This is a genomic window from Thalassospira marina (assembly GCF_002844375.1).
GTDB classification, from domain to species: Bacteria; Pseudomonadota; Alphaproteobacteria; order Rhodospirillales; family Thalassospiraceae; genus Thalassospira; species Thalassospira marina.
Window position 1 is genome coordinate 506,003 of the sequence record NZ_CP024199.1, and the last position, 25,687, is coordinate 531,689.

A 25,687-nucleotide genomic window follows, 5' to 3' on the forward strand; every position below is an offset into this window, starting at 1 on the left:
CTATCGCTGGACTGACCGGCATCAATAGGCAGCGGCAAGCCTTCGGGTTTGCGCTTTTTCGACTTCTTTTTCTTGTCGGCCTTGGCTTTTTTTACGGGGTCTTTGGACATGGCAGATCAGTTACCCTCGATGGTTTGTTCGGTGGCGTCAGCATTGCCTGATGCGCTATCGCCCTTGTGGGCTTCTTCGTCAGACATGTTTCTGCGCTGTGCGGCGGCGGCTTCCTGCGGGTTCTGCGGGACGACCTGTTTACCGGCAAGGGCGCTTATTGGTGCAAGTTTGACCCCCTGGCGTTCCAGGCGCTGCGCCCAGTTGCGCAATCGCTGGATCGTCACCGGGTAGGATTGGGCAAGGCCAATGGCAAAACCATCGGTTTTTGCCTTGTTCACCATTGCGGCAAGCTGGGCATCAATGGCGCGGCGGCTGGGAATGGTATCGATGTTGAAATCAATAATGGCGTTGGGTTCTTCGGTATTGGCGGCAAGCTGCGCGGCAAGGCTGACCATGCCGCTATTGCTGCCATCAACATACATCAGGCCCGTTTTGTCGAGGAAATCTATCACCGGGCGAATGGAACTGTCCAGATTGGCAAATTTCGACCCCAGATGCCCCACCACCCCGGCATAACCTGGAAAACGCGCCAGCAGCCATTCCAGCCGCACAAGGTTTTCACCTTCGGGCAGGCTGGTCATCAGGGCGCGCGGGCCGGGGTCCGAAAGCGGGAAATCATCGGGTTCCATCGGCAATTGCAGGAACACTTCGTGGCCCATCTGCCGGGCGCGGGCCACAATTTTGGGCAGGTTATCGGCATAGGGCGACAGGCCCAGCGAAATGTTAAGCGGCAGGTCCTCGATCGCCTTGGTGGTGCGATCCTCGTTCAGACCAAGCCCGGTAACAATTACCGCGACATAGGGCTGTTCTGGTTCCAGCGTGAAGGGGCGGGCATAAACCTTGGCAGGCGTGCGGCCATCTTCGGCAATGCGCGGAATGCGGCCAAAGCTGCCTTCTTCATCCATGCCGGGAATGGGGGCCGGGCGCAGCGGGTCGGGTTCGATTTTTTCATCAAATCCGCCGCCTTCTGCAAGGGCTGCCAGTTCCTCGGGCGAGGGGCCACTGGCCGAACCGCCACTGCCATTACCCGCCGCCATTCCGCCCGCACCATCGCCCTGGCCGGTTTCCCCGCCTGCAAGGTCCGATACGCCCGGGGGCATGTCGGCGGCATTGGGGGCGCCCGCACCGGCTTGGGCGGCGGCTTTGCGACGGGCTTCTTCCTCGGCACGGTTGCGCGCCTCGATATCAAGCACGCCTTGGGCAATTTCGTCCTGCAATTCGCGTTCAGTGCCGGGGATGGCATCGGTTACGCGTGGTGATCCCATATGAAACAGGCGCCAGCCGGTTTCAGGGTCCAGCAGGGGAATGGCCGCCAGCGACGCAACGCCAAACGGCAGCAGATAAAGAACCAGCAACAGAAACTTTGACAGGCGCCAGCGCCGTGTTGGCGGGCGCAGCGGCAAACGGCGCAACTGTTCATCATAGGGCAGTTCTGTAAACGGAACATCCTCCGCCCCCGTTTCGGACGATAAATCGTCGTCCGGTTCAGGTGCAGAGGATTCCGCTTTGCGGCCACGCCGCATGAATTTGAACAGTTTACCGATCACTGCGGGTCAGTCTCTTCCTGTTCCCGTCACGATCTTTCAGCTTTTCGTTCGGAAGCTGCCATAAAGCGAGATGCCCCGGATCATATCAAGTGCACGGGCAAGCTGATAATCGTCTTCGGTTACTTTTTCGGCATCCTGGCGGCGTTTTTCTGCCTGGGTTTCAGCATCGCCAATGGCTGAATCCTCGTTATGCAGGGCGCCGTTCAGGTCGGCTTCGGACCGGCGCTGGCCGGTTTCGATGGTTTCCACCTTGGACTGCGGCACGATGATATCGGGCACAATGCCAACTTCCTGAATGGAACGGCCCGACGGCGTATAATACCGCGCTGTCGTCAGGCGCAAGGCCACATTGCCCGGCATCGGCAGAATGGTCTGAACCGAGCCTTTGCCAAAGCTGCGTGTGCCCATGATGATGGCACGGCCATGATCCTGCAGGGCACCGGCGACAATTTCCGATGCCGATGCCGACCCGTCATTGATCAGAACGACAATCGGCAGGCTATCGGCAAGGTCGCCTTCCTTGGCGGTGTAACGTTCGGTGTTTTTGGTATCGCGCGGGCGGGTTGATACGATTTCACCGGCATCAAGGAACGCATCGGAAACCGCAATCGCCTGGTCCAGAAGACCACCGGGATTGTTGCGAAGGTCGATCACGAAACCTTTCAGTTTCGGGCCGATTTCCTTTTTCTGTTCTTCGATGGCACGTTGCAGGCCGCTAAAGGTCTGTTCGCTGAATTTGGTAATGCGGATATAGCCGACATCGTTTTTCACCTGCGGGCGCACCGACTGGATCTTGATCACCGCACGGGTCAGCGTCACATCGAAAGGTGCCTGTTCGCCCTTGCGCACGATGGTCAGGCGAATGTCGGTATTGACCTTGCCGCGCATCAGATCAACGGCATCGTTAAGCGGCAGGCCGCGCACCGATTTGCCATCGATATTGGTAATGAAATCGCCTGGTTGCAGCCCGGCTTTTTCGGCAGGAGTATCAAAGATCGGGGAAATGACTTTGACAAAGCCGTTTTCCTGCGTGACTTCAATGCCCAGCCCGCCAAATTCACCGCGGGTATCAACCTGCATATCCTTGAAATTATCCATATCAAGATAGGATGAATGCGGGTCAAGCGATGTCAGCATGCCGTTAATGGCGGCTTCGATCAGCTTTTTGTCATCAACCGGTTCGACATATTTGGCTTTGACCTGTTCAAACACGTCGCCAAACAGGTTAAGCAACCGATAGGTTTCTGCTGATGATGTCGGGGAATCACTTGTGACCGGGGCCTGCGCCAAAACAGGCGACGCAAGACCGATATTCAGGCCCGCCGCCAGGGCAAATACTACCAATCGAGACTTTTTCATCCGCTTACCTTGCCGTTTTGTGATGCCAGCCAGGGAAGCGGATTGATCGCTTCGCCGTCATGGCGCATTTCAAGATACAGTTTTGGCCTGTTTTCGCCCATGGTTCCAACAGGTTCACCCGCCAACACATATTGTCCTACCACACTGTCAAGGCGATCAAAACCCGCAACAAGACTATGGTATCCCTCGCCGTGTTCGATAATCAAGAGGCGGCCATAACCCCGGAAGGGCCCGGCAAACACCACTTTACCATCAAAAGGCGATACAACCTGAGCCTCGGGGCGGGTTTCGATCTCAATTCCCTTGGCGTGTGTGCCGCCGGGAAGGCCGCTTTGCACGCTGCGTTCACCAAAAAGTGTTACGACTTTGCCCGCAACAGGCATGCGCAAATGGCCGCGTGCCTCGGTAATCGAGCTGGCAACAACCACTTCTTCGGTCGCTTCGCTTTTTTTGCTGCCGGTTTTTGCTGCCGGTTTGGCGGCCGATGCGGTTTGCGTTGGCAAAACATCGTCAATTTCGCTGTCGGGCCGGTCCTTGACCAGCTCGTAATCGGGTTTGTCGCGCGGTTCGGGCAGGCCCTCGGCGCGGTTTTTAATGCTGGCCAGCAATTCGCCCAGGCTTTTTGCCTCGTCAGCCATTTTTTGTACGGCACGGGCGGCTTCGCGGGCTTCGTCCTCGGTATCCTGGCGAAGCTGGCGTTTATCATCCAGCAGGCTGGAAAGATGTTCGCGTTCGTCGCGCAGTTTGTCGGTCACGCTGGCAAGTTCGCTGCGCCGTGATTTGATGGTGGCGCGCAGTTCGGTAATTTCGCCCAGTTCGCGTTTCAAATCCTTGGCGTGCTGTTCTACGCCGGGCAGGGCTGCCTTTAACAATATCGCCGATCGCAACGTATCCTGCGGGCTGCGCGGCAGGGCGATCATGGCTTCGGGCGGGGTGGTTGACAGGCGTTCAAGCGCCATCAGGATGCGGGCATACTGACCAGCCTTGTCTTCAAGGGCGGTGGTGGCATCCTTTTCGCGGTTTTCCAGTTCAACCAGCTTGTCTTCGATATCGGTAAGCTCGGTTTCATATTGCTGCACGCGGCGCGCAATCGAAACTTCCTCGGATTGCAGGGCCTGTTCTTCTGTCAGCAATTCATGGGATTTGCGTGACAGAAATTCTTCCTGCTTTTTCTGTTCCGAAAGCTGGCTTTGGACGGCATCCAGGCGTGAATCAACCTTGCGCAGCGACTGGGCGTCTGCCGTAAAAAACACCCCGGCACTGGCAACCAGAATGGAAGCCAGTGCCGGGGCCATCAGCCATTTTCCAAGATCAGCTTGCCGAGGGCAGCGCATCATCGGGTTTCAGACCTTCGATCAGCGATTTGCCGGTCATTTCCGCAGGTTGCGGCAAGCCCAGCAATTGCAAAAGTGTCGGGGCGACGTCGGCCAGGCGGCCGTCGCGCAGTGTAACCCCTTCCGGGGCATTGACCAGAATGGTCGGCACCAGGTTCAGGGTATGGGCGGTATGGGGGGCACCGGTATCGGGGTCCACCATGGTTTCACAGTTGCCGTGGTCGGCCGTGATAAAGATGGTACCGCCAACCTTGCGAATGGCTGCAACCACCTTGCCTACGCATTCATCAACGGCTTCGGCGGCTTTGATGGCTGCCGAAAGGATGCCGCTGTGGCCGACCATGTCGGGGTTGGCAAAATTGACGATGATCGCATCATAGGTTTCATCTTCAATCGCGCCGACCAGCTTGGCACAAACTTCGGGTGCCGACATTTCCGGCTGCAGGTCATAGGTCGCAACTTTGGGCGAGGGTACCAAAATACGGTCTTCACCCGGAAATACCTGTTCTTCGCCGCCGTTAAAGAAGAACGACACATGCGGGTATTTTTCGGTTTCAGCGATGCGCAACTGTTTCAGACCGGCATTGGAAACGACTTCGCCAAAAATATTCGGCAGGGTTTTGGGCGGATAAATCGCATCCATATATTCGGCATGGCTGGATGAATATTCAACCATCCCGGCCTGAACGGCAAATTTCACCGGCGTCCCACGGTCAAAGCCATCAAATGCCGGGGCGCACAGGGCTGCCAGAATTTCACGGGCACGGTCCGCCCGGAAATTGGTCATCAGCAGGCCGTCGCCATCCTTCATGCCGGCATAATCGCCAATCACGGTCGGCAGAATGAATTCGTCGTTGGTTTCGGCACCATAGGCATTGGCAATGGCATCTTCGGCGCTGGCGGCTGTTTTGCCGTCCTTGTATGCGCTGCCCTGTACCATGGCGAAATAGGCCTGGCTGACACGTTCCCAGCGATTATCGCGGTCCATGGCGTAATAACGGCCGGTGACGGTTGCGATTTCAACATTCGCATCGCCCAGCAGGGCACGGAATTTTTTCAGGAAATCGGCGGCACTGCGCGGCGGGGTGTCGCGGCCGTCGGTGTAGGCGTGGATTTTAACGGCAATGCCAGCATCCGCGACGATTTTGGCAAGGGCTGCCATATGGGCCTGGTGTGAATGCACACCCCCTTCGGACAGAAGGCCGGCAATATGGCAAACGCCACCGCTTTCCTGCAATTTGGCGATCAGTTTTTTGACAGTATCGGTCTGCGCAATCGAACCGGTTTTAACCGCATCGTCGATTTTGGGCAGTTCCTGCATCACAACGCGCCCGGCACCCAAATTCATGTGGCCGACTTCGGAATTGCCCATCTGCCCTTCCGGCAGGCCAACATCCAGGCCGCAGGCCTTCATAAAGCCGGTCGGGTTGTTGGCATACAGGTCGTCCCACACCGGCGTATTGGCCAGTGCAACGGCGTTATTTTCGCTTTCCTCGCGATAGCCCCAACCGTCCAGAATGCATAGCACCACCGGACGGGGACGCTTTGCGGCGTTCGATACAGTCACTGTCATAACCCCACTTCTAGGATAAAAGGCTGAATTACCAGTAAACAAACCTGTAAATGGTAAATAGCCAATGGTCAAAACGGCGCCGGGCGCGGTGGGTTCCGCCATCTGACGCAAATTCTGGCCTAACTTATCATGAAAGATGCGCCTGAACAGCCACCCCGCGTGAATTTTTAACGCGATCGCAGTGCTGCTTTGACAAGCTTTACTGATTACAGTTACCATCCTAACCCTAAACGGTGATACCTCGCATACCGCAACGGGAGAGACCGGCCGGGCAACGTTCCGGATGGCGCCGAAGGAGCAATCCACCCCGAACACTCTCAGGCAGATGGACCGTTGCGGATTGAGGCTCTGGAGAGCGAAAGGCGAAAAACGCCTTTCCACCGAAGGATGAAGTCGGCGCGGAACGTTGAATGCCCGCCAGCCGATGCACAATCTCAGGTAAGGGCAGCTTTGCGCCCTAAGGACAGAGGGGGCTGGCACCGGTTCGTTGACATCGCAAAAAATAATACGCGATCCTGAGCCGAGGGAGGCCCATGCCTGATACATCCACGCAACGTCCCCAGGACGTTAACCTTTCTGTTGTTGACCTTTACACCATCGGAATTGGCCCATCGAGTTCGCATACGGTCGGGCCGATGCGGGCCGGGTTCCGCTTTTGCCTGGAAATGGAAGCCCGCAATCTTCTGGACAAAACCGGCAGCCTTATTGTTGATCTTTACGGGTCACTGGCACTGACGGGCAAGGGGCACGCTACCGATATTGCGGTTCTGATGGGCCTGAGCGGCCAGCGCCCGCGATCGGTTAACCCCGATGATATCGTACCAACCATGGATGCGATCAAACGCGATAGCTGCCTGATGTTTTATGGCCAGTACAAGGTTGATTTCAACTTTGCCAACAACCTTGTTTTCCACATGGATGAAAGCCTGCCCGAACATCCCAATGGCATGCGTATCACGGCCTATGACAGGGATGGGGTAAAACTGCATTGCCAGGAATATTTTTCGGTGGGCGGTGGCTTTATCGTTTCGGGGGATGACCGCGGGGCGGAATATTCCGGCGATAATATTACCCTGCCACATCCCTTTTCATCGGCTGACGAACTGATGGCGATCTGCAAGGAACATAACCTGTCGATTGCCGAAGTGATGATGGAAAACGAAAAATCCTGGCGCAGCCATGATGAAACCTATGAATTTGTTGATCGCGTTTACCAGGCGATGATGGATTGCATCGAACGCGGCTGTGCCACATCGGGCGTGCTGCCCGGTGGCTTGAATGTCAAACGCCGGGCCAACAAACTGTACCGGGAACTGGTTGACCGGCCTGAAGCCGGCCTGAAAGACCCGCTTACCGTGATCGACTGGGTAAACCTGTATGCGTTGGCCGTGAACGAGGAAAACGCCGCTGGCAGCCGCGTTGTTACCGCACCGACCAATGGGGCTGCCGGGGTTATTCCCGCTGTTTTGCGCTATTATGAACGGTTTTGTCCCAATGTGACCCAGGCGAAAATCCGTGAATTTCTGCTGACCGCAGCGGCAATTGGGTCGATTTACAAAAAGCGTGCCTCCATTTCCGCAGCCGAGGTCGGCTGTCAGGGGGAAGTTGGCGTTGCCTGTTCGATGGCGGCGGGTGCCCTGTGTGCTGTTTTGGGTGGTTCGCCCGAACAGGTGGAAAATGCCGCCGAAATTGGCATGGAACATAATCTGGGCCTGACATGCGACCCGATTGGCGGGCTGGTGCAGGTGCCCTGCATCGAACGCAACACGATGGGTGCGGTCAAGGCGATCAATGCGTCGCGCCTGGCGTTGCGCGGGGATGGGCAACATACCGTGTCGCTGGACCGTGTGATCGAAACCATGCGTCAGACCGGGCTTGATATGCAAAGCAAGTACAAGGAAACTAGCCAGGGGGGCCTGGCGGTGAATGTAAACGTCGTCGAATGCTGATTTGCCCGCGCATTTCGTAAACGTGACGGCAAAAAGGTCAAATATGGCCTAAATGGACGCCTCAAGGGCCGGAAAATGTCGGCTTTTGGGGCGTTTTTGCTGTTTGGTCGCCCAGATAACCCTATTCCAGCCGGAATATCGCCACCAATCAGGGGTAGTATCTGAAAATTGATACTAAACTAAAACTAAAATTGAGCCGGAAAAATCCGGCTGGTTGGTTGGGCTATGACAATGGGTAAAAAACTGTTCCGCGTTTATGTCGCGGTCAGTCTGGATAGTTATGTCGCGCGTCCGAATGGCGCGGTTGACTGGCTGGACGACTATGACCCGACAGAATTTGACTTTGAAGCATTCCTGGACCGGATTGGCACGCTGATTATTGGTCGCCGGACCTTTGATCAGGTGATGTCCTATGGTGAGTGGCCGTATGGCGACCGTCGCACCATTGTTCTGACATCCCATCCGCTAGGGGATGATGCACCTGAAAATACTGTCGCCTTTGGCGGCAGCCTGATGGAATTGACCGATGCCTTGCGCAACGAACGGATAGACAATGGTGATGTCTGGATCGTGGGTGGTGCAAGTGTGATCAACCAGTTCCTGTTTGCCAATATGGTCGACCAGCTTGACCTGTTTGTTATTCCTGTGGTGCTGGGCGAGGGGATATCCCTGTTTGACAAGGATACCAGCCATCTGCGCCCGACGCCGGTTTCAACCCAGATCTATGAATCGGGTGTGGTGAAAATGGAATACCGGCTGAAATAGCCACCATCTGGCAACGCATATTGTGTTTGCACAAAATCAAAAGCCGATAGCAGGTTTGGCCTGCTATCGGCTTTTTTGTTTTTTGGTTTTGCGGTTTCTGCCTATTTGGCGGCCTGTTGCAAGCGCAGGCGTAATTCGTCGGCAAACTCGGTCAGGGATTGGCCAGCGGTTTGCGGCCAGTCGTTATCCAGCACCATTTGCATGCCATCCTGATAATGGTGTTCAACCGTCATGCCATTGCCAAGGGCGGGCAAATCCCCCTTAAGCGTTACCTTTATGCGGTTATGAAGCGTGAGCTGCCAGAAACCCGGCTGCATCCATGTCCAGAATTCAAGGATATCGGCAGTTACCGGAATGGCCTGTGCTGCGTCGGTTGCGTTGCTGGAACCATCAAGCACGCGGTATCCGGCCCGGCGAAAACCGGTTGTGATGGCTTCTTTAACCTGATTGGCAACCGTTTCGCCTTCGGGCAGCAAAACATCCCCCAATGCTTTGCCAAACCCGCCGCGTTTGCGGGCATAGGCGCGTTCGGTAATGGCACGGTCATCAATTTTCGCATCGGAAAGCGACGGGATATCCGCCGAACGCGGTTTAACCTGAAATTCGCGGAGATCATTAACCGCAACGATCCGAACGGCTGTGCCTTCGCTGGGGTTAATCGAGCTTGCTGGCCCGTTAAAGCCCTTTGCCCTTAATCATGTTCATTTTATTTCATTTCGGCGTGTCTTCTGGCAAGGCACATCGCGCAGCGCGATGCGGTGTATCGGGCAAGTGATGTAACACAGCCAGAAGCCGCCGAAATGAAACCCTTCGGGCCGCTGTCATTTGTCGCCCTGCTACGTCGAAATCCTTGGCCGTAAAACCATTACGCCCTGCGGACTTCTCCTTGCTGGGCAACAAATGGCAGCGGCAAAATGAGCATGATTAAGGGCAAAGGGCTTTAATATCGACAACGCTGCGCCCGACGGCGCAGGCCCCAAGAACCATCATGCAGCCCATAACGGCTGCCAGTCGAAGTTGTTTAAACACCCTTAATCCCCCTTTTGGGTTTCATAAGGGCGCTTGTTTAGTCTTTGCTTATGAAATTCGCAAGTATCTGATCATAAAGAATTTATTGGCGCTATGCCAAGGTGGTGAAGGCTATTCTCGATGATAGGGATGGTTGGTTTGAATGGCATGGGCGCGAAAAAGCTGTTCGGCGATCAGGGCGCGTACCAGCATATGGGGCCAGGTTGCCTTGCCGAGCGACCACATGGCATTGGCGCGTGCCTTGATGGCGTCGCCATGCCCGTCGGCACCGCCAATGGCAAAGGCGATATTGCCGCCATTCTGGTCGATCCAGCCTTCAAGTTTTTTGGCAAAATCGATGGAGCCGAATTCTTTGCCATGTTCATCAAGGGCAATCAGAAAAGCATTTTCCGGGATCACGCCGAGCAGCAATTCCGCCTCACGCGCCTTTAGCTGTGCAGGCGGCAGCTTTTTCTTTTCTTCGACTTCACGCAGGGCAAAGGGCCAGCGCAAACGGGCGATGTAATGATCAAACAGGTCCTTTTCCGGGCCTGCCTTGATACGGCCTACAGCGGCAAGGGTGATTTGCATGCGTGTGGTCGTCCGTTTATCTGGTCAGATGGTAGGGATTGGTGCCAGGGGCGGGTATTTTGATATCCGATGCTGAAAACCGGGCGTGACAGGACAGCGTTTTGTGCCGGTTCGCAGGCTGGCGGCCATTTTTGCCGCGCAAAGCCCTGATGCCCGGGCCAGATGGCGTTACGGGCCATATTACAAAGGCAAAAACCGGGGACATGAGCCCGGCATCACGCCGGGCACAAGGCCGGTTGCCTATCAGTACAGACGGGCGGCCTGCTGTTTCAGGGCCGGATTTTCAACGCCCCACATCTGTTCGATGTTGTAAAAGGCGCGGACTTCCGGGCGGAACAGGTGAATGATGACATCACCGGCATCAACCAGAACCCAGTCACCCTGTTCGGTGCCTTCGGCCGCAGCGCGACCCTGTCCGGCATCTTTCAGGGCTTCGACGATATGTTCACCCATCGAGGCAACCCGGCGCGAGCTGGAACCCGAAGCAATGATCATATAGTCAGCCATGGCTGTTTTGTCGGTCAGATCGATGGTTACAAGGTCTTCGGCCTTGTCATCGTTCAAAGTTTCCTGAATGAGCGCAAGCAACTCGCTTGGTGTCAGGCTTTTTTTCGCAGTAATTATTGTCGCCACCTTAATTTGGGGTGGATGTTCGCCGCCATCATCTTGCGGAAATAAAACACCCACAGGTCAAACCTGCCACCGGCCTTCGGCACGAATTGCCGTTGAAGAGGCCGGATGGCGCCGTATCGGCAGGTAAACCCAAGCTGGCGTATCCATATCGGCCAGCAGACCTGCCTTTTCTGCGGCAATGCGCCAGCGTTCCATACGCTTTGCCGCAGTGCCACGCAATGCTTTATTAGAATAACCCTCGCGATCAAGAACCGCAATGGGCGCGCAGTGGATCAGCTTTTGCCAGAACTTCCAGCGATGAAACTGAGCCAGGTTATCCGCCCCCATCAGCCAGACAAATCGCGTTTGGGTAAAACGCCGCTGCAAGGCTGCAAGTGTGTCGGCCGTATAGCTTGTCCCTAACTGGGTTTCAATTGCAGAAACGACAATGCGGGGATGTTGTGCGATCATTTCCGCCGAATCAAAGCGTTCGGCCTGTCCTGCCATGCCCTGGCGGGACTTTAACGGGTTCTGCGGCGATACCAGCCACCACACTTCATCAAGCTCAAGGCGCTTTAACGCCTCAAGCGAGATGTGCAAATGCCCCTCGTGGGCGGGGTTGAACGACCCGCCCAGTAATCCGACTCGGGGTGGCGCATTATGACGGCGCGGAATGCGAACCTTCATCACGGGCGTGTTTGCCCCTTGCCACGCACCACATATTTATAGCTGGTGAGCTGTTCGACACCAACCGGGCCGCGGGCATGCAGCTTGCCTGTCGAAATGCCAATTTCCGCCCCCATGCCAAATTCACCGCCGTCGGCAAACTGGGTCGATGCGTTGACAATAACAATGCCGCTATCCACCCCGTTCAGGAAGGCTTCGGCTGCATTTGTGTCTTCGGCCAGGATGGCATCGGTATGGTGCGATCCGTAATGATTGATGTGATGGATGGCATCTTTCACGCCATCAACCGTTTTGATCGATACAATCGCATCGAGATATTCGGTTGACCAGTCTTCCTCGGTCGCCGGTTTGATCGCGTCATCCAGGCTGCAAACGGTTTCATCGCCGCGCATTTCACAACCGGCATCCTTCAGGGCGGCAATCACCTGCGGCAGCAGGCTGGCAACAACGTCACGGTCAATCAAAATGGTTTCGGTTGAGCCACACACACCGACACGGCGCATCTTGGCATTGACAACGATATCGCAAATCTTTGCCGGGTCGGCACTGGCATGGATATAGGTGTGGCACAGCCCTTCAAGATGTTTGAACAGCGGAATGCGGCTTTCATCCGTGATGCGCTGAATAAGCGACTTGCCCCCGCGCGGCACGATCACATCGATATAATCGGAAAGTTTCAGCATCTCGCCCACGGCGGCACGGTCCGTCACCGGGATCATCTGAATGCAGGCTTCGGGCAGGCCAGCTTCGACCACGCCCTGCTTCATGCATTCAAAAATCGCACGGGACGAATTAAAGCTTTCCGAACCACCCCGCAAAATGGCGGCATTACCTGATTTCAGGCACATCGCGGCGGCATCGGCCGTTACATTGGGGCGGCTTTCATAAATGATGCCGATCACACCCAGCGGTACACACACACGCGCAATATCCAGCCCGTTATGTTCGGGGCTCCAGCGTGCCATTTCCAGGCCAACCGGGTCATTCTGTTTGGCAACGTCCTCAACGCCCTTTGCCATGGCTTCAACCCGGGCGGGGTTCAGCTCCAGCCGGTCCAGCAGGGCGGCGGTCAGGCCCTTTTTGCGGCCACCTTCCATATCAATGGCATTGGCAGCCAGAATCTGGCTGGCATTTTCGCGGATCAGGCGGGCAGCAATATTAAGGGCATCAATTTTTGGCTGTGACGGGACCTGTGCCAAAATCAGGGCTGCATCGCGCGCGGCGATACCGATGCTAAGCATCAATTGTTGAATGTCCTGGTTTTCGGTGCTGGCAAGTGCCGTCATGGTCCTGTTTCCGTCATTGGGCACCACCTTTTGGGATGGTGCGGCCTTAAATTGTAAAATCGTCAACAAATTAGCAACATAGTCCGGGTGCCCGGGAACTGCAATCACCTTGGTGTGCCACATCCCTGCGCTTTATTACGGATATAAACTGTGCGCTTTTTTGGCAAAGGCGGGTGAAAATTCGTACCCGTCCGTGTGTCGGTCTGTTACCTTGAAACTTCGGGTTTCACGGCGGCTTTGGCCTGCCGGGAATAATAGGGAATATGGTGAAGGCAATTTGCCCAGTCCATAACTGCCCCCGCAACTGTAAGTGCCGGTTGCTTCCTTGATGTCACTGGGATCATCCCGGGAAGGCGGAATTGCAACAATCGGCACCAGTCAGGAGACCTGCCCGAATATTTATAACCGACGTAACCGGTGTGCCGGTGCGTCCATGCACGGTGGGTGCAAGAAAGGAATTAGTCATGCATATTGAACCTGGTGTCGTTGATGGTGCCAAAATCGCGCTAAGCTATGCAACCGCAACCGGTGCGGTTGGGGTGGCCGGTAAAATGGCTGTCGATACCGTCAAGCGCGATGGTCTGGGCTCGCTTCTGGCGCGCAGTGTAATCACCACATTGCTTGTTTTTGTGTTTTTTGAAGTTCTGCCGCATCATCCGGTCGGGGTTTCGGAAGTTCACCTTATTCTGGGCTCGACCCTGTTTCTGATTTTCGGGGCGGCACCTGCGGCCATTGGCCTGGCACTTGGCCTTCTAATCCAGGGGCTGTTTTTTGCCCCCTTCGATCTGCCGCAATATGGCATCAACCTGACCACGCTGCTGGTGCCGTTATTTGCCATGGGCGTACTTGCCAACAAAATCATCCCGGCGAAAACCGCCTACAAGGATGTGTCCTATGTGCAGGCACTGGCACTTTCGACCTCCTATCAGGGGGGTATTGTGTGCTGGGTCGCATTTTGGGCCTTTTATGGCCAGGGTTTTGGCGCAACCAACATCGCCCATGTTGTCAGCTTTGGCGCGGCCTATATGACCGTTGTTCTGGTTGAACCGCTGATCGACCTTGCCGTGCTTGCTGTTGCCAAGTCGCTTTATCGGTTCCGCGACAGTGGCCTGTTTGAACGCCGCCTTTATGGTTCGGCGCATTCCGCCTAAGCCATCTGGCCTGATATAGACTGCGTTGGGCGTTCCCTGCTGTGCGGGGGACGCCTTTTTTGTGGCCGTTATGGCGGTGGGTTTTGCCTCTGTCTGGTGCATCTTCATATAGCGATGCTTGCCAAATTGCGGTTTACGGGCCATTTGTGGATCATGGGTAAGGGGAAATTTCGAGAACGCGGCCGGTTATCTGGCGCAACGCCCATATCGGGGACGGGTATGACAAGGAAGAAGAAGTGAAACAAACGGGTGCCAAAGAATCATCCGCCCGCGCCGATCTGGGCGTGATCAAAACCTTTTTGCCCTATCTGTGGCCCAAGGGTGAAAGCGAATTAAAAATACGTGTCGTTGTGGCACTTTTGTTCCTGGTGGGGGCAAAGGTGGCGAACGTTTATGTCCCGGTTTTGTATAAATATGCGGTCGATGCCCTGGGCGGGGGCAAGGCAGCAGCAGCGGGTGATGCGGCAGCCGCGTTGGTGACCGTGCCGGTCAGTCTGATTATCGGCTATGGCCTGGTGCGGGTTTTGTCATCGGCCTTTGGCGAAATTCGTGATGCCGTTTTTGCCAAGGTGGCCCAGCGTGCCATTCGCAATGCGGCCCTTGGCGTATTTGAACATTTGCATGCACTGTCTTTGCGGTTCCATCTGGACCGGCAAATGGGCGGGCTTTCGCGCGCGATTGAACGTGGCGTAAAGGGCATCGAATTTCTGCTGTCCTTCATGCTGTTTAACATTCTGCCCACCCTGCTTGAAATCGTGATGGTTTCGATCATTCTGTGGGTGCTTTACGATGTGTGGTTCGCGTTAATCACGTTTGTCACCATCGTCATCTATATTGCCTTCACGCTGATCGTGACCGAATGGCGCATGAAATTTCGCCGTGAAATGAACCAGCGCGATGACGAGGCCAATACCAAGGCCATCGACAGTCTGATCAATTATGAAACGGTCAAATATTTCAGCAACGAAGCCCATGAATCCTCTCGCTATGACAAGGCGCTGCGTGGATACGAGGTTGCGGCTGTCAAATCCCAGGAATCCCTTTCCAAGCTGAATATCGGCCAGGGGGCCATTATTGCGGTCGGGCTGGTGTTGAATATGCTGCTGGCGGCAAACGGGGTTAAAAACGGCAGTATGACGGTGGGTGACTTCGTGTTGGTCAATACCTACCTGCTGCAGCTGTATATGCCGCTGAACTTTCTGGGTTTTGTTTATCGCCAGATCAAACAGTCCCTTACCGACATGGAACGCATGTTTTCCCTGCTGGATGTTGGCAAGGAGGTCGAAGACCGCGCCTCATCGCAGGATCTGGTGTGCAACGAGGCAACCGTGCGGTTTGAAGACGTGCATTTTGCCTATAACGCCGATCGCCAGATTTTAAAGGGTGTCAGCTTTGAAGTGCCGGCCGGTAAAACCGTGGCGGTGGTTGGACCCAGTGGTGCCGGTAAATCGACGCTGACCCGCCTGATGTTTCGTTTTTACGATGTATCAAGTGGCCGCATCACCATTGACGGGCAGGATATCCGCGATGTGACCCAGGGGTCGCTGCGGCGATCCATCGGGATCGTGCCGCAGGATACGGTGCTGTTTAACGACACCATCGCCTATAACATTGCCTATGGTCGCCCCGGTGCCGCACAGGATGAAATCGACAAGGCCGCAACCCTTGCCAGCATTCGCGATTTCATCAATGGCCTGCCCGAAGGCTTTAAAACCAAGGTGGGTGAACGCGGCCTGAAACTTTCGGGCGGTGAAAAACAGCGTGTATCAATTGCACGCATGTTGCTGAAACGCCCGCAAATCATGATCTTTGACGAGGCGACTTCCGCCCTTGATACAAGAACGGAAAAAGACATCCAGCAGGCCCTGCGCGATGTGTCGCGCGGGCATACGACGCTGGTGATCGCACACCGCCTGTCCACCGTGATCGATGCCGATGACATCATTGTGCTGCGCGATGGCAAGGTTGCCGAACGTGGCCGCCACCATGACCTGCTGGCACAGGGTGGCCTTTACAGTGAAATGTGGTCACAGCAGCAGGAAATCCGCCAGGCAGAAGAAATTCTGGCCCATGCGGGGGATGCTGCGGCACCCTGATTTTTGCTGGAAACCTGCCCCTGTTATGCCCACTATAAAACCGGAGGGTGCATTGCGCCCTCCGGCAATGGGGAGGACGGGGCATGGGCAAAACACATCATCACGGCCATTCTGGCAATGATCATGACCATCATGATCATGACCGTCATGATCACGACCATCATCAGCATCACCTGCATCATGGCGATCCTGCACATGGCAGCACCGTGCATATATGCGATGAAGGTGCCTATCAGGGCGATCATCGCCCGGAAATAGACCATATGCGCCGCAATGTGCTGGTGGGGCTGGGGATGTTGCCGCTTGCCGCGATGGTATTAAATCCGGTGCGCCAGGCCTGGGCGCTTGCCAATCAGGTGACGATCCGTGAAGACGGGGAATATCGTTATATTCGCTCCAACGCGATCCCCGATCATGCCGTTGGCCAGTTTCCCAACCGGCACAACCCCAACACCATAAAGGCGCAGTCGCTGGAATTTCGCCTGCCGGTAAACCCGGTACGAAGCGGGCGTTTTACGCCCAATCCGCGGAATATGTTTGGCATTGCGGTAAATGGCGTCCCGTTTGATCCCTACACCGCCGAATTCTGGCAGCGTGACCGTCAATCAGGCTGGCGATACGAGGCGATTTCACCCGCGCTGGATTTGGGGCTGGATGAAAATAACGCCCATGTGCAGCCCGATGGCACCTATCATTATCATGGTGTGCCCAAAGGCCTGATTAAAAGCTGGTCGCCCAGCCAGCATTCCATCCGCATCGGTTTTGCCGCCGATGGTTTCCCGGTTTATGCCCTGTATGGCTATATCGACCCGCACCAACCTGCATCGGGGGTAAAGGCCCTGACCAGTTCCTGGCGGGTGAAAAAGGGCGCACGGCCCGGCGGACCGGGTGGCAATTATGATGGCACCTTTGGCGAGGATTACGAATTTGTCGCCGGCCTTGGCGACCTTGACGAAGCCAATGGCCGCGAAACGATTACCCCGGAATATCCCGGCGGCACCTATGCCTATTTCGTAACGGAAAGTTTTCCCTTCATCCCGCGTTTCCTAGCCGGAACGGCCGATGCCAGCTTTGATCGCGGGCCGCCCCCCGGCGGTATGGACCGGCCCCGTCCGGGTGGTGGATTTGGTGGGCCTGGCGGCATGGGCGGTCCTGGCGGAGCAGGTGGTTTTCCCGGCGACCGGCCACCACCCCCGCTGCAATTCTGGCGAAATGGCGGGCGCGGGCCGGGCGGATAACCCCGGCTGGCTTGCCATGCCCGCCCCAACCATGCCATAGCCATGCGATATTCAGGCGGGATAAAGCATTTAAACGGGATTGGGCCGCAATATGGGGAAGGATTGGCAGGCAGGCCTGCAAGCGCAGGATTTTACCGGTTTGCAGGGGCTGCATCGCCCGCAGGCAGGGGCGCGTGGCGCAAATTGTGCCGCGTCATTGCAGGAAAGCGGTGTTTGGCAGGCCTTATCCCTCTTTGGCCCTGCCGTGGCGGGCACCATACCGCTGGGCCTCGATTTGCCCGGTTCGGATATTGATGTCCTGCTTGAGGTATCAGATACGCAAAGTTTCACAGCATTTTGCGATCAGAACTTTGCGGGCCTTGATGGCTATCAGCGCCATGATCGCGCCGCGACAGCCAATGTCGGGGCCGCGGTGGTGGTGCAGTTTATGCTGCCTGCCGGGCAATATCCGACCGAGGAAGTCGAACTTTTTGCCACCAATCGCCCGGTTATGGACCAGCACGGTTTTCGCCATATGGTGGTCGAAGCCCGGCTGATATGGCTTTGCGGGGATGCATTTGCCCAACAGGTACGGGCCTTAAAAAAGGCGGGCCTGAAAACAGAACCCGCCTTTGCAACGCTTTTGGGTATTCCGGGCGATCCCTATCTGGGCCTTGATGCCCTGTTTGGTTTATCCCCATCCCAACTGGAACACTGGCTGGCCAGGCGGTTGTGAAGTTATCAAACCGCCATATCGCCAAGGGGCGAGGCTTAAGTCGGGTCGGATAAGCCGGGCAGGATCAGAAAGGCCGCGTCGCTTATTCTGCCGGTAACAAACGAACCGGTGCGCCAAGGGCAATGTCGGCCCCTTCGATCACCCGGCAGGTGACACCACCACGCCAATCAGGGCGCAGGGCTTCTTCAAGGCCGGTTGCGGCTTCTTCCATGCGTTTGCACGGGTCGGTTTCGCCGGAAACCTCCAGTACCAGATCGCCAATGCCAATCCGTGCGCCAACTTCATGGGGCAGGGTAAAACCCGAAACCAGCAGGTTGGCACGGCGCACCGTCCAGTCAAGGTCCGGGCGGGCAATGTCGTTGCAGGCGGCCTGCCAGTCTTCAAGGGCAAGCACGGTTACTTTGCGACGGCGAACCTTGCCACGGTGATCACCATCCACACCCAGTTCGGTTGAAACCGAAACCTGCTGCAATGTCTCGACCGGGGCACGCGGGGCGGCCTTGCGGCCAATACCGCATAATTCACCAACGGTTTTTTGCTGTTCGCTGGAATGCGACATGTTTGTTATTTCCTGTAAAATCAGCTTTTCCACTGGCCTGAAACAACCCAGCGCCCGGCAAAGTTTTCGGGAACCTGGATGGTCTGGCGCGGGGTGGCTGAATCGTCACGTTCCGGGTAATCGGTGGTGAAATGCAGGCCACGGCTTTCATGGCGCCACAGGGCCGACTGAATGATCAGCTTTGCCACAACCGACAGGTTACGCAGTTCCAGCAGATCATTGGTAACGCGGAAATTGCCATAATATTCATCGATTTCCGATAACAGCAAATCCACCCGGTGCTGGGCGCGCTGCAGGCGTTTGGTGGTGCGAACAATCCCCACAAAGTCCCACATCACGTTGCGCAACTGTTCCCAGTTATGGGCAACGATCACTTCCTCGTCGGAATCGGTAATGCCGGTTTCATCCCAGGCAGGCAGGTCGTTGAAACGGTCATCAACCGGCAGGGCTTCGATAATGTCCTGAGCGGCGGCTTCGCCAAATACCAGGCATTCCAGCAGCGAGTTCGATGCCAGGCGGTTGGCCCCGTGAAGGCCGGTTCCCGCACATTCGCCAATCGCATAAAGCCCGGTCAAATCGGTACGACCGCGAAGATCGGTTAAAATCCCACCGCAGGTATAGTGGGCGGCAGGCACCACCGGGATGGGTTCGCGCGTCATATCAATGCCAAAACCCAGGCAGGTTTCGTAAATGGTGGGGAAATGTTCGCGGATAAAATCCGCCCCCTTATGGGTGATATCAAGATAGACGCAATCGCTGCCCAGACGTTTCATTTCATGGTCAATGGCGCGGGCAACAATGTCACGCGGGGCCAGTTCGCCGCGTTCGTCAAACCGGTCCATGAAACGGGTGCCATCGGGCAGCAGTAATTTGCCACCTTCACCGCGCACCGCCTCGGAAATCAGAAACGATTTTGCCTGCGGATGATACAGGCAGGTCGGGTGAAACTGGCTGAATTCCATATTCATCACCCGGCACCCGGCGCGCCATGCCATGGCAATGCCATCGCCGGTCGATCCATCGGGGTTGGATGTGAAACGGTAAACCTTGCTGGCCCCGCCCGTTGCCAGAACAACCGTGCGCGCATTAAAGCTTGCGACCCGCCCGGTTTTGACATCCAGCGCATAGGCGCCAACGCAGCGGCGGCCTTCACCGCCCAGCTTGCGGTCGGTTACCAGGTCGATGGCCAGGTAATTTTCAAAAATTTTGATGTTCGGGTGGTTCAGGGCCTGTTTTTGCAGGGTGGTTTGCACTGCGCGCCCGGTGGCATCGGCCGCATGCACGATGCGGCGGTGGCTGTGCCCGCCTTCGCGCGTCAGGTGAAAGGGCTGGTCATTGCCACCTTCGGGGTCACGCGTCAGATCGATGCCAAGTTCATCAAGCCAGCGCACGGCAGCCGGTGCATTGCGCGCAACAAATTCAACGGTTTCGCGTTTGCATAAACCCGCCCCGGCATTCAGGGTATCTTCAACGTGGCTTTCAATGCTGTCTGCGGCATCAAGAACGGCGGCAATGCCGCCCTGGGCATAGTTGGTGGACCCGTCGTCGATTTTGCCTTTGGACAGAACGGCAACCTTTACATGGGGGGCCACTTTAAGCGCGGTGCTCAAACCGGCAGCACCACTGCCGATGACAAGTACATCATAGTGATAAGAAAGATCGGTCATAATTTCCCGTCATGTGAAGGGTTGTTCGCATTCCGTCCCCGCAGTCGCGGCAGAATAGGACTGTGTGCTGGCAATCTCAAACATTATTGCAACATGCTTGACGATAGGCTGCTTTGTGGAATGATCCTGTCTTGCCCTGCCAGTGCCTGCTTTTTGCCGTGAAGAATGGCTTTTATTGGAAATGTCTGACACCAACTTTGGGTGTTGCGCACGATAAAGGATATCCGTCATGCCCGATAACGATCAGCACGTAACAGATTCCGGCGTTCATGATGAAACGTGCCATCATGGTGGCTGTCATTGTGGTGCGGTGCGCTATGAAGTGCGCGGCGAAATTGATGATGTGACGCTGTGTCACTGTCATTTGTGCGCAAAACTGCACGGGCATGTCAGTGCCTATGCATCGGTTATCAAGGATGAGTTGCATTTTTCCGATGATAGCGGCCTGCGCTGGTATCGCCTGTCCGATAAAACCGACCGCGGTTTTTGCAAGGAATGCGGATCGGCGCTTTTCTGGCGGGTCGTGCGATCCAAAAATATTGCGATTACACCAGGTACGCTTGATGGCCCATCGGGGCTTAAAACCAAATCGCAAATATTTTGCGCTTTCAAGGGCGACTATTACCCGCTTGATCCCGCCATTCCGGCCTTTGACCACGATGATTAGGCAAAACAAAATGGCGGGCCTGTAAAAGGCACCGCCATTTTGATGTTTCTTGGCCGCAAAGCCCGGTTTTGCGCGTTACTTACTGGTCGGTAACGCCGGGCACTTTCATCCAGGTCAGTTCATGTTTGTTATTGTAAAGATGAACAACCTTTGATCCCGGAATATCGGCAAACTGGGCAACGGCGGCGTGGTCGGTATCGCCCTGCATTTTGATGGTGCAGATGAAATTGGTCGCCATGCCGGTTTCCATCCACTGATTGACCAGCCGATACAGGCGATCCGGGTAACAAATGACGTCCGAACACAGCCAGTCGATCGGCCCGGTTTTTTCCGGGTCAAGGCCAAACGCACTTTCCTGGCGGAAATCAACACGCGGCAGCTTGGCAATTTTCGGGTCCAGCTTTGCCTTGTCCACCGAAATCACCGAGGCCCCGGTTTCATGCAAAACCCAGGTCCAGCCACCGGGGCTGCCGCCCATATCCATCGTCATTTCGCCTTCCTGGGGAAACACGCCCAGTCGGGTGAAGGCTTCCCACAGTTTCAGATAGGCGCGGTTTGGCGGTGTGACCTTGTCTTCTTCAAATTCGACTTCGCCGTTTTTCCACGGGCTGGAACAATCCATCGCAGCAATGATGGTGTCCGGGTCAATCAGTGTCCATGACCCCAGCGGTGCGGTCGGTGCCGGTGCGCCAAAAACCTGCCGCTTTGCCGAAACATGGGGCAGGTTGGCTTCGATCAGTTTGGCGCGGGAAAAATGGTCAAATTTAAACATCGCCCAGTTGCGCTGGTTAAAGCGCAAAATCTTGGCTGCCCCCTTGACCGAGGGAATGGCAATACGAACCGGGTTGCGCCACACATTTTGCGCCCAGAAAACCCGTCTTTCCGGGCCAGGCGCAAACATCAGCCGGTCATGGGTTTCAATAACGTCCCCCAGTTCCTGGCGCAGTTGGTCCTCGAACCCCACAGCAGCAAGATAGCCGGTGGCGTTCATCGGTTCGATCACGGCATCAATGCCGTCCGGTGTGGAAAAAATCTCTGTCATGGGCTGCTTTTACCGTGCTTTTGGGGGCGGTAAAAGCAGCAAATAGACATGCTACTTTCAACACTGCCCTGCCGGGACCGCATATGAAATGCAAAGACGGTCCACAAAGGTAAACGGGTATTACCAGAAATCTTCGCGCCGGACGGTAAAGCTTTCCGAAATCGTTGCATATTCCTGATAACCCAACCGCGTTAACGGTTCGAATTTGCCGATATCGACCATGCCATCGGTCAGCACGCTTTCATCAATATGAAGGCCAACAACCGTGCCAATAACCATGCTGTTGGGCTTTCCCGGGTTGGGGCTGGGCAGATCCACAATCTGGAAAACCTTGCATTCCATATGGATCGGCACGCCTTTGACCAGATAGGGCTTCACGACGCTGGCAGGCAGTTTTTCAAGCCCGGCATGGGTGAATTCATCCTCATCGGCGGCAAGCGGGGCTGAACACAGGTTAATTTCGCGCAGCATTGTTTTGGGTGTTACCGCAACAACAAATTCGCCGGTTGCCCTTGCATTGGCCGCACTGTCGCGCGAGGCGCCGCTGGCACCGAACATCACCATCGGCGGCGTGCCGCAAACGGCGTTAAAAAACGAATAGGGTGCCAGGTTGGCATGCCCTTCGGGGCTGATTGTCGATATCCAGCCGATCGGGCGGGGCACAACACAGGCCTTGAACGGATCATGCGGAAGATTGTGCGGGGTTTTACCCGGTTCGTAAAACATTTGGCCGTCCTGTTCTGATTTTCGCCGCATTTCACGACTAGGAAGAAAAACTTGCCAAATAATTGGCGCAAATGTTTTGCGATGCAACGTGACTCTGCAGAAAACCTGAAATTTCGCGTCGCAGCCCGATTTTTCTTGGCCTTTGGATTTCGCAAAAGCGAATCGGCTTTCCCGGGCAAAATTCCCCAGTCTTTTGACGCCTATCAGTTAAGATTGTCTAAACAACTGAAATTCCATTCAAAGTGACGCGACTCCGCAATAATTTTCGGAGTCTGTTAACTTTTTGCGCCCATGATTTCCTCAAGTTTCAAGGGGGAACCGTGAAGGCATTATGACAAAGAAGCAAACATTACCGCTTGATCAGGTTCTGGTAGGTGACTGCATCGAATTGATGAACACCCTGCCGGAAAAGTCGGTCGATCTGATCTTTGCCGATCCGCCCTACAATTTACAACTGGGCGGTGATCTGCTGCGTCCCAACAATACCAAGGTTGATGCAGTTGATGACCACTGGGATCAATTTGACAGCTTTCACCATTATGACGATTTCAGTCGTCAGTGGTTGCAGGCTGCGCGCCGTGTGCTGAAAGACACTGGCGCGATCTGGGTGATCGGGTCCTATCATAACATCTACCGTGTTGGCACGGTGATGCAGGATATCGGTTACTGGATCCTCAATGACATCGTTTGGCGCAAAACCAACCCGATGCCCAATTTCCGGGGCAAGCGTTTCTGCAATGCGCATGAAACCCTGCTGTGGTGTTCGAAAAATGCCGAGCAAAAGGCCATCACCTTCAATTACGAAGCGATGAAGCAGCTTAACGAAGGGCTGCAGATGCGTTCGGACTGGTTGCTGCCGATCTGTTCGGGCGGTGAACGTTTGAAGGATGAGAAGGGTAAAAAGGTCCATCCGACCCAGAAACCCGAAGCCCTGTTGCAGCGCGTGTTAATGGCTACCACCCGTCAGGGTGATGTGGTGCTTGATCCGTTCTTTGGCACCGGCACCACCGGGGCGGCAGCCCGTCGTCTGGGCCGTCACTTTATTGGTCTGGAACGCGAGGAAGACTACGCCAAGGCCGCGCGTGAGCGTATCAGCAAGGTTCAGATGCTTGATGGTGAAAGCCTGGAGCTGACCGAATCCAAACGGTCCCTGCCGCGTATTCCTTTTGGTGCGGTCATCGAACGTGGCCTTTTGGCACCGGGCGACAAAATTTATGACAATCGCGGCAACGTTGCGGCCATGGTCCGTGCCGATGGCTCGATTGCACATAAGGATGCCGCAGGTTCCATTCACCAGGTAGGCGCACAGGTTCAGGGCGCACAGGCCTGTAATGGCTGGACTTACTGGCATTACAAATGCGACGGACGACTGGTTTCGATTGATAATCTGCGCAGCCAGTTGCGCAAGGAAATGGGCCAGATGTCTGCCTGAAATGGCAACCGGGCGCATCATACGCCGTAGCAGTTGACAGCATTGTGAAGACCGAAACGCAGCATTGCGCGTTTCGGTCTTTTTGTTTTGACCTGAATTCTGGTATAAATCACGGGTTGATAAGTTTAGCGGATCGGAGATGACGATGCAGATTGGTGGTTACGGTGCAGCCTATGCGCCCAATCCCGTGCAGATCCAGCAAGCCGTTGCGCCGATCGCCGAAACCGGCGGCAATGATTTGCAGGCACCCCCGGCACAGCGTGTTGAACAGGCTGCCGAAGCCGAACGTGCACAGTCCAAACCGCTTGAAAGCAGTGGTCGGGGCCAGATTATCGATATTACCGCCTGATCGAATGATCATTCATGTCAAAGGCCCGCAGTAATTTGCTACGGGCCTTTTTCTTTGCATCGGTTTATGCCGCTGGCCTTACAGATTTTTCAGGGCGTGGCGGACGATCTTTTTCATCACGGTGGGCAGGGCGTAATCGGCAAGGCCATCAATGCTTGTCCAAACCCCGTCGGGGCCAGGGGCAATATCATTGCCAACCTTTGTTGCCAGAACGCTGACATCGAGATGGAAATGGGTAAAGGTATGCCCGACCGTGCCTGAAATTTCCTGCCAGTCCGCATTGATCGGGGCCTGGTCCTTCATGATCTGGTCCGGGGCGTCAATGGCGCGCCATTCACTGCCGGGTACTTCATATAAACCACCCAAAAGCCCGCTTTCCGGCCGCCGGCGGATCAGGATTTGCCCATCATCACGCTGGACCCAAAAGGCATAACCAACCCGCGTGGGTTTGGCGGGTTTTTTACGTTTGCGTGGTAGTTCCGGGGCGATGCCGGTTTTGCGGCCATCGCAAAATGCCTGCCAGGGGCAAATGCCACAGGCCGGGTTGCGCGGCGTGCAAATGGTTGCGCCCAAATCCATCAATGCCTGGGCATAATCGCCGGGGCGATCTGGCGGGGTCAGGGCGGCGGATTTTTCCTTAATTTCCGGTTTCACATCGGGAAGCGGCGTTTCAAGGGCAAACAGCCGTGAAATAACCCGTTCGATATTGCCATCAACCGGGCTGGATGGCCGGTTAAAGGCAATGGCCGAAACCGCTGCTGCCGTATAGGGGCCGATGCCGGGCAGCTTTAACAGGCCTTCTTCGGTATCGGGGAATTTGCCGTCATAATCGCTGGCAACCGCCTTGGCGCATTTATGCAGGTTACGCGCCCGCGCGTAATATCCCAGCCCCTGCCAGGCATGCAAAACATCGTCCAGTTCGGCATTGGCAAGGTCGGTGACCGTGGGCCAGCGGTTTAAAAATGCCGCAAAATAGGGGCCAACCGTAATCACCGTTGTTTGCTGCAACATGATTTCAGACAGCCACACATGATAGGGATTGGGTGTATCGCCCGGTTCCGAACGCCAGGGCAGTGTCCGGTGATGGCGGTCATACCATTCCAGCATGGTCTGGCGAAGTGTGATGATTTCTTGATCAGTGAAATGCACGGCGTTTCCGTGATATGTTATGCAAATTGGCGATTTTGGCGATAAAGTTGCAGCGACCCTACGGAAGACGCCGC

At 55.6% G+C, this 25,687-nt stretch carries 23 protein-coding genes and 2 riboswitches; of the genes, 9 read left to right on the forward strand and 14 right to left on the reverse strand.

Features of this window, described 5'->3' with window-relative positions; translation table 11 throughout:
• Positions 1-116: 116 nt before the first annotated feature.
• From CSC3H3_RS02235 to gpmI, 4 genes are read right to left on the reverse strand one after another with little or no spacing between them, the layout of a single operon-like run.
• Complete coding sequence (locus tag CSC3H3_RS02235) at positions 117-1,658, reverse strand: divergent polysaccharide deacetylase family protein (RefSeq protein ID WP_245881239.1); 1,542 nt, start codon at positions 1,656-1,658, stop codon at positions 117-119.
• 36 nt (positions 1,659-1,694) lie between these two features.
• The gene (locus CSC3H3_RS02240; protein WP_101271199.1) at positions 1,695-3,017 is read right to left on the reverse strand and encodes a S41 family peptidase; all 1,323 of its coding nucleotides are present in this window, start codon (positions 3,015-3,017) and stop codon (positions 1,695-1,697) included.
• Entirely contained in the window at positions 3,014-4,312 is a 1,299-nt protein-coding gene (locus CSC3H3_RS02245) for a murein hydrolase activator EnvC family protein (RefSeq protein WP_101286062.1), read from the reverse strand. Before CSC3H3_RS02245 ends, CSC3H3_RS02240 begins: the two co-directional genes overlap by 4 nt.
• A 16-nt stretch (positions 4,313-4,328) precedes the next feature.
• Positions 4,329-5,924 (reverse strand): 2,3-bisphosphoglycerate-independent phosphoglycerate mutase, encoded by a 1,596-nt coding sequence (gene gpmI, locus CSC3H3_RS02250; protein ID WP_101271310.1) that lies wholly within the window; start codon positions 5,922-5,924, stop codon positions 4,329-4,331.
• Positions 5,925-6,168: 244 nt separating this feature from the next.
• Positions 6,169-6,267: riboswitch (glycine riboswitch) on the forward strand.
• Between the two features lie 190 nt (positions 6,268-6,457).
• Here gpmI and CSC3H3_RS02255 point away from each other — a divergent pair.
• Together CSC3H3_RS02255 and CSC3H3_RS02260 are read left to right on the forward strand one after the other, a co-directional pair.
• Complete coding sequence (locus tag CSC3H3_RS02255; RefSeq protein ID WP_101283435.1) at positions 6,458-7,873, forward strand: L-serine ammonia-lyase; 1,416 nt, start codon at positions 6,458-6,460, stop codon at positions 7,871-7,873.
• A 231-nt stretch (positions 7,874-8,104) separates the two neighbouring features.
• Positions 8,105-8,638 (forward strand): dihydrofolate reductase family protein, encoded by a 534-nt coding sequence (locus CSC3H3_RS02260; protein ID WP_101271312.1) that lies wholly within the window; start codon positions 8,105-8,107, stop codon positions 8,636-8,638.
• A gap of 101 nt (positions 8,639-8,739) precedes the next feature.
• Here CSC3H3_RS02260 and CSC3H3_RS02265 read toward each other — a convergent pair whose 3' ends face one another.
• The 5 genes from CSC3H3_RS02265 to CSC3H3_RS02290 all read right to left on the reverse strand — a co-directional run bounded on the left by CSC3H3_RS02265 (position 8,740) and on the right by CSC3H3_RS02290 (position 12,822).
• On the reverse strand, positions 8,740-9,126 hold the full coding sequence (locus CSC3H3_RS02265) for a hypothetical protein (protein WP_101283437.1): 387 nt from the start codon (positions 9,124-9,126) through the stop codon (positions 8,740-8,742).
• Positions 9,127-9,778: 652 nt separating this feature from the next.
• Positions 9,779-10,237, reverse strand: coding sequence for a 23S rRNA (pseudouridine(1915)-N(3))-methyltransferase RlmH (gene rlmH / locus CSC3H3_RS02270; protein ID WP_101283439.1), 459 nt, complete (start codon positions 10,235-10,237; stop codon positions 9,779-9,781).
• 243 nt (positions 10,238-10,480) lie between these two features.
• Complete coding sequence (gene rsfS / locus CSC3H3_RS02280) at positions 10,481-10,924, reverse strand: ribosome silencing factor (protein WP_342751355.1); 444 nt, start codon at positions 10,922-10,924, stop codon at positions 10,481-10,483.
• A 3-nt stretch (positions 10,925-10,927) separates the two neighbouring features.
• Entirely contained in the window at positions 10,928-11,536 is a 609-nt protein-coding gene (locus tag CSC3H3_RS02285) for a nicotinate-nucleotide adenylyltransferase (RefSeq protein WP_101271209.1), read from the reverse strand.
• Complete coding sequence (locus tag CSC3H3_RS02290; protein ID WP_101286064.1) at positions 11,536-12,822, reverse strand: glutamate-5-semialdehyde dehydrogenase; 1,287 nt, start codon at positions 12,820-12,822, stop codon at positions 11,536-11,538. The genes CSC3H3_RS02285 and CSC3H3_RS02290 overlap by 1 nt, the downstream gene beginning before the upstream one ends.
• A gap of 204 nt (positions 12,823-13,026) precedes the next feature.
• Positions 13,027-13,231, forward strand: a riboswitch (cobalamin riboswitch).
• A 55-nt stretch (positions 13,232-13,286) separates the two neighbouring features.
• Here CSC3H3_RS02290 and CSC3H3_RS02295 point away from each other — a divergent pair.
• The 4 genes from CSC3H3_RS02295 (at position 13,287) to CSC3H3_RS02310 (ending at position 18,022) form a co-directional block, all read left to right on the forward strand.
• The gene (locus CSC3H3_RS02295) at positions 13,287-13,973 is read left to right on the forward strand and encodes an energy-coupling factor ABC transporter permease (protein WP_101283442.1); all 687 of its coding nucleotides are present in this window, start codon (positions 13,287-13,289) and stop codon (positions 13,971-13,973) included.
• 236 nt (positions 13,974-14,209) lie between these two features.
• Positions 14,210-16,069, forward strand: coding sequence for an ABCB family ABC transporter ATP-binding protein/permease (locus CSC3H3_RS02300; protein ID WP_101283444.1), 1,860 nt, complete (start codon positions 14,210-14,212; stop codon positions 16,067-16,069).
• 83 nt (positions 16,070-16,152) lie between these two features.
• The gene (locus tag CSC3H3_RS02305; protein WP_101283446.1) at positions 16,153-17,307 is read left to right on the forward strand and encodes a YHYH protein; all 1,155 of its coding nucleotides are present in this window, start codon (positions 16,153-16,155) and stop codon (positions 17,305-17,307) included.
• A gap of 91 nt (positions 17,308-17,398) precedes the next feature.
• The gene (locus CSC3H3_RS02310; protein WP_101283448.1) at positions 17,399-18,022 is read left to right on the forward strand and encodes a DUF4269 domain-containing protein; all 624 of its coding nucleotides are present in this window, start codon (positions 17,399-17,401) and stop codon (positions 18,020-18,022) included.
• Positions 18,023-18,104: 82 nt separating this feature from the next.
• Here CSC3H3_RS02310 and CSC3H3_RS02315 read toward each other — a convergent pair whose 3' ends face one another.
• Positions 18,105-18,581, reverse strand: a complete 477-nt coding sequence (locus tag CSC3H3_RS02315; RefSeq protein WP_101283450.1) for an MOSC domain-containing protein — start codon at positions 18,579-18,581, stop codon at positions 18,105-18,107.
• 20 nt (positions 18,582-18,601) lie between these two features.
• Positions 18,602-20,248, reverse strand: a complete 1,647-nt coding sequence (nadB, locus tag CSC3H3_RS02320) for an L-aspartate oxidase (protein WP_172963385.1) — start codon at positions 20,246-20,248, stop codon at positions 18,602-18,604.
• Positions 20,249-20,477: 229 nt separating this feature from the next.
• On the opposite strand from nadB, the gene CSC3H3_RS02325 reads away from it, so the two are divergent.
• Positions 20,478-20,915, forward strand: coding sequence for a GFA family protein (locus CSC3H3_RS02325; RefSeq protein ID WP_101271222.1), 438 nt, complete (start codon positions 20,478-20,480; stop codon positions 20,913-20,915).
• A 79-nt stretch (positions 20,916-20,994) separates the two neighbouring features.
• On the opposite strand, the gene CSC3H3_RS02330 is transcribed toward CSC3H3_RS02325, so the two are convergent.
• Both CSC3H3_RS02330 and CSC3H3_RS02335 read right to left on the reverse strand, forming a co-directional pair.
• Entirely contained in the window at positions 20,995-21,957 is a 963-nt protein-coding gene (locus CSC3H3_RS02330; RefSeq protein WP_101283454.1) for an SAM-dependent methyltransferase, read from the reverse strand.
• A 120-nt stretch (positions 21,958-22,077) separates the two neighbouring features.
• On the reverse strand, positions 22,078-22,683 hold the full coding sequence (locus tag CSC3H3_RS02335; protein ID WP_101283456.1) for a flavin reductase family protein: 606 nt from the start codon (positions 22,681-22,683) through the stop codon (positions 22,078-22,080).
• A 331-nt stretch (positions 22,684-23,014) separates the two neighbouring features.
• On the opposite strand from CSC3H3_RS02335, the gene CSC3H3_RS02340 reads away from it, so the two are divergent.
• Positions 23,015-24,115 (forward strand): site-specific DNA-methyltransferase, encoded by a 1,101-nt coding sequence (locus tag CSC3H3_RS02340; protein WP_101271227.1) that lies wholly within the window; start codon positions 23,015-23,017, stop codon positions 24,113-24,115.
• Positions 24,116-24,254: 139 nt separating this feature from the next.
• Complete coding sequence (locus CSC3H3_RS02345; RefSeq protein WP_245881240.1) at positions 24,255-24,464, forward strand: hypothetical protein; 210 nt, start codon at positions 24,255-24,257, stop codon at positions 24,462-24,464.
• A gap of 78 nt (positions 24,465-24,542) precedes the next feature.
• Here CSC3H3_RS02345 and mutY read toward each other — a convergent pair whose 3' ends face one another.
• A complete protein-coding gene (gene mutY / locus CSC3H3_RS02350; protein ID WP_101283458.1) occupies positions 24,543-25,613 on the reverse strand; it encodes an A/G-specific adenine glycosylase in 1,071 nt (356 codons plus the stop codon).
• Positions 25,614-25,687 lie beyond the last annotated feature (74 nt).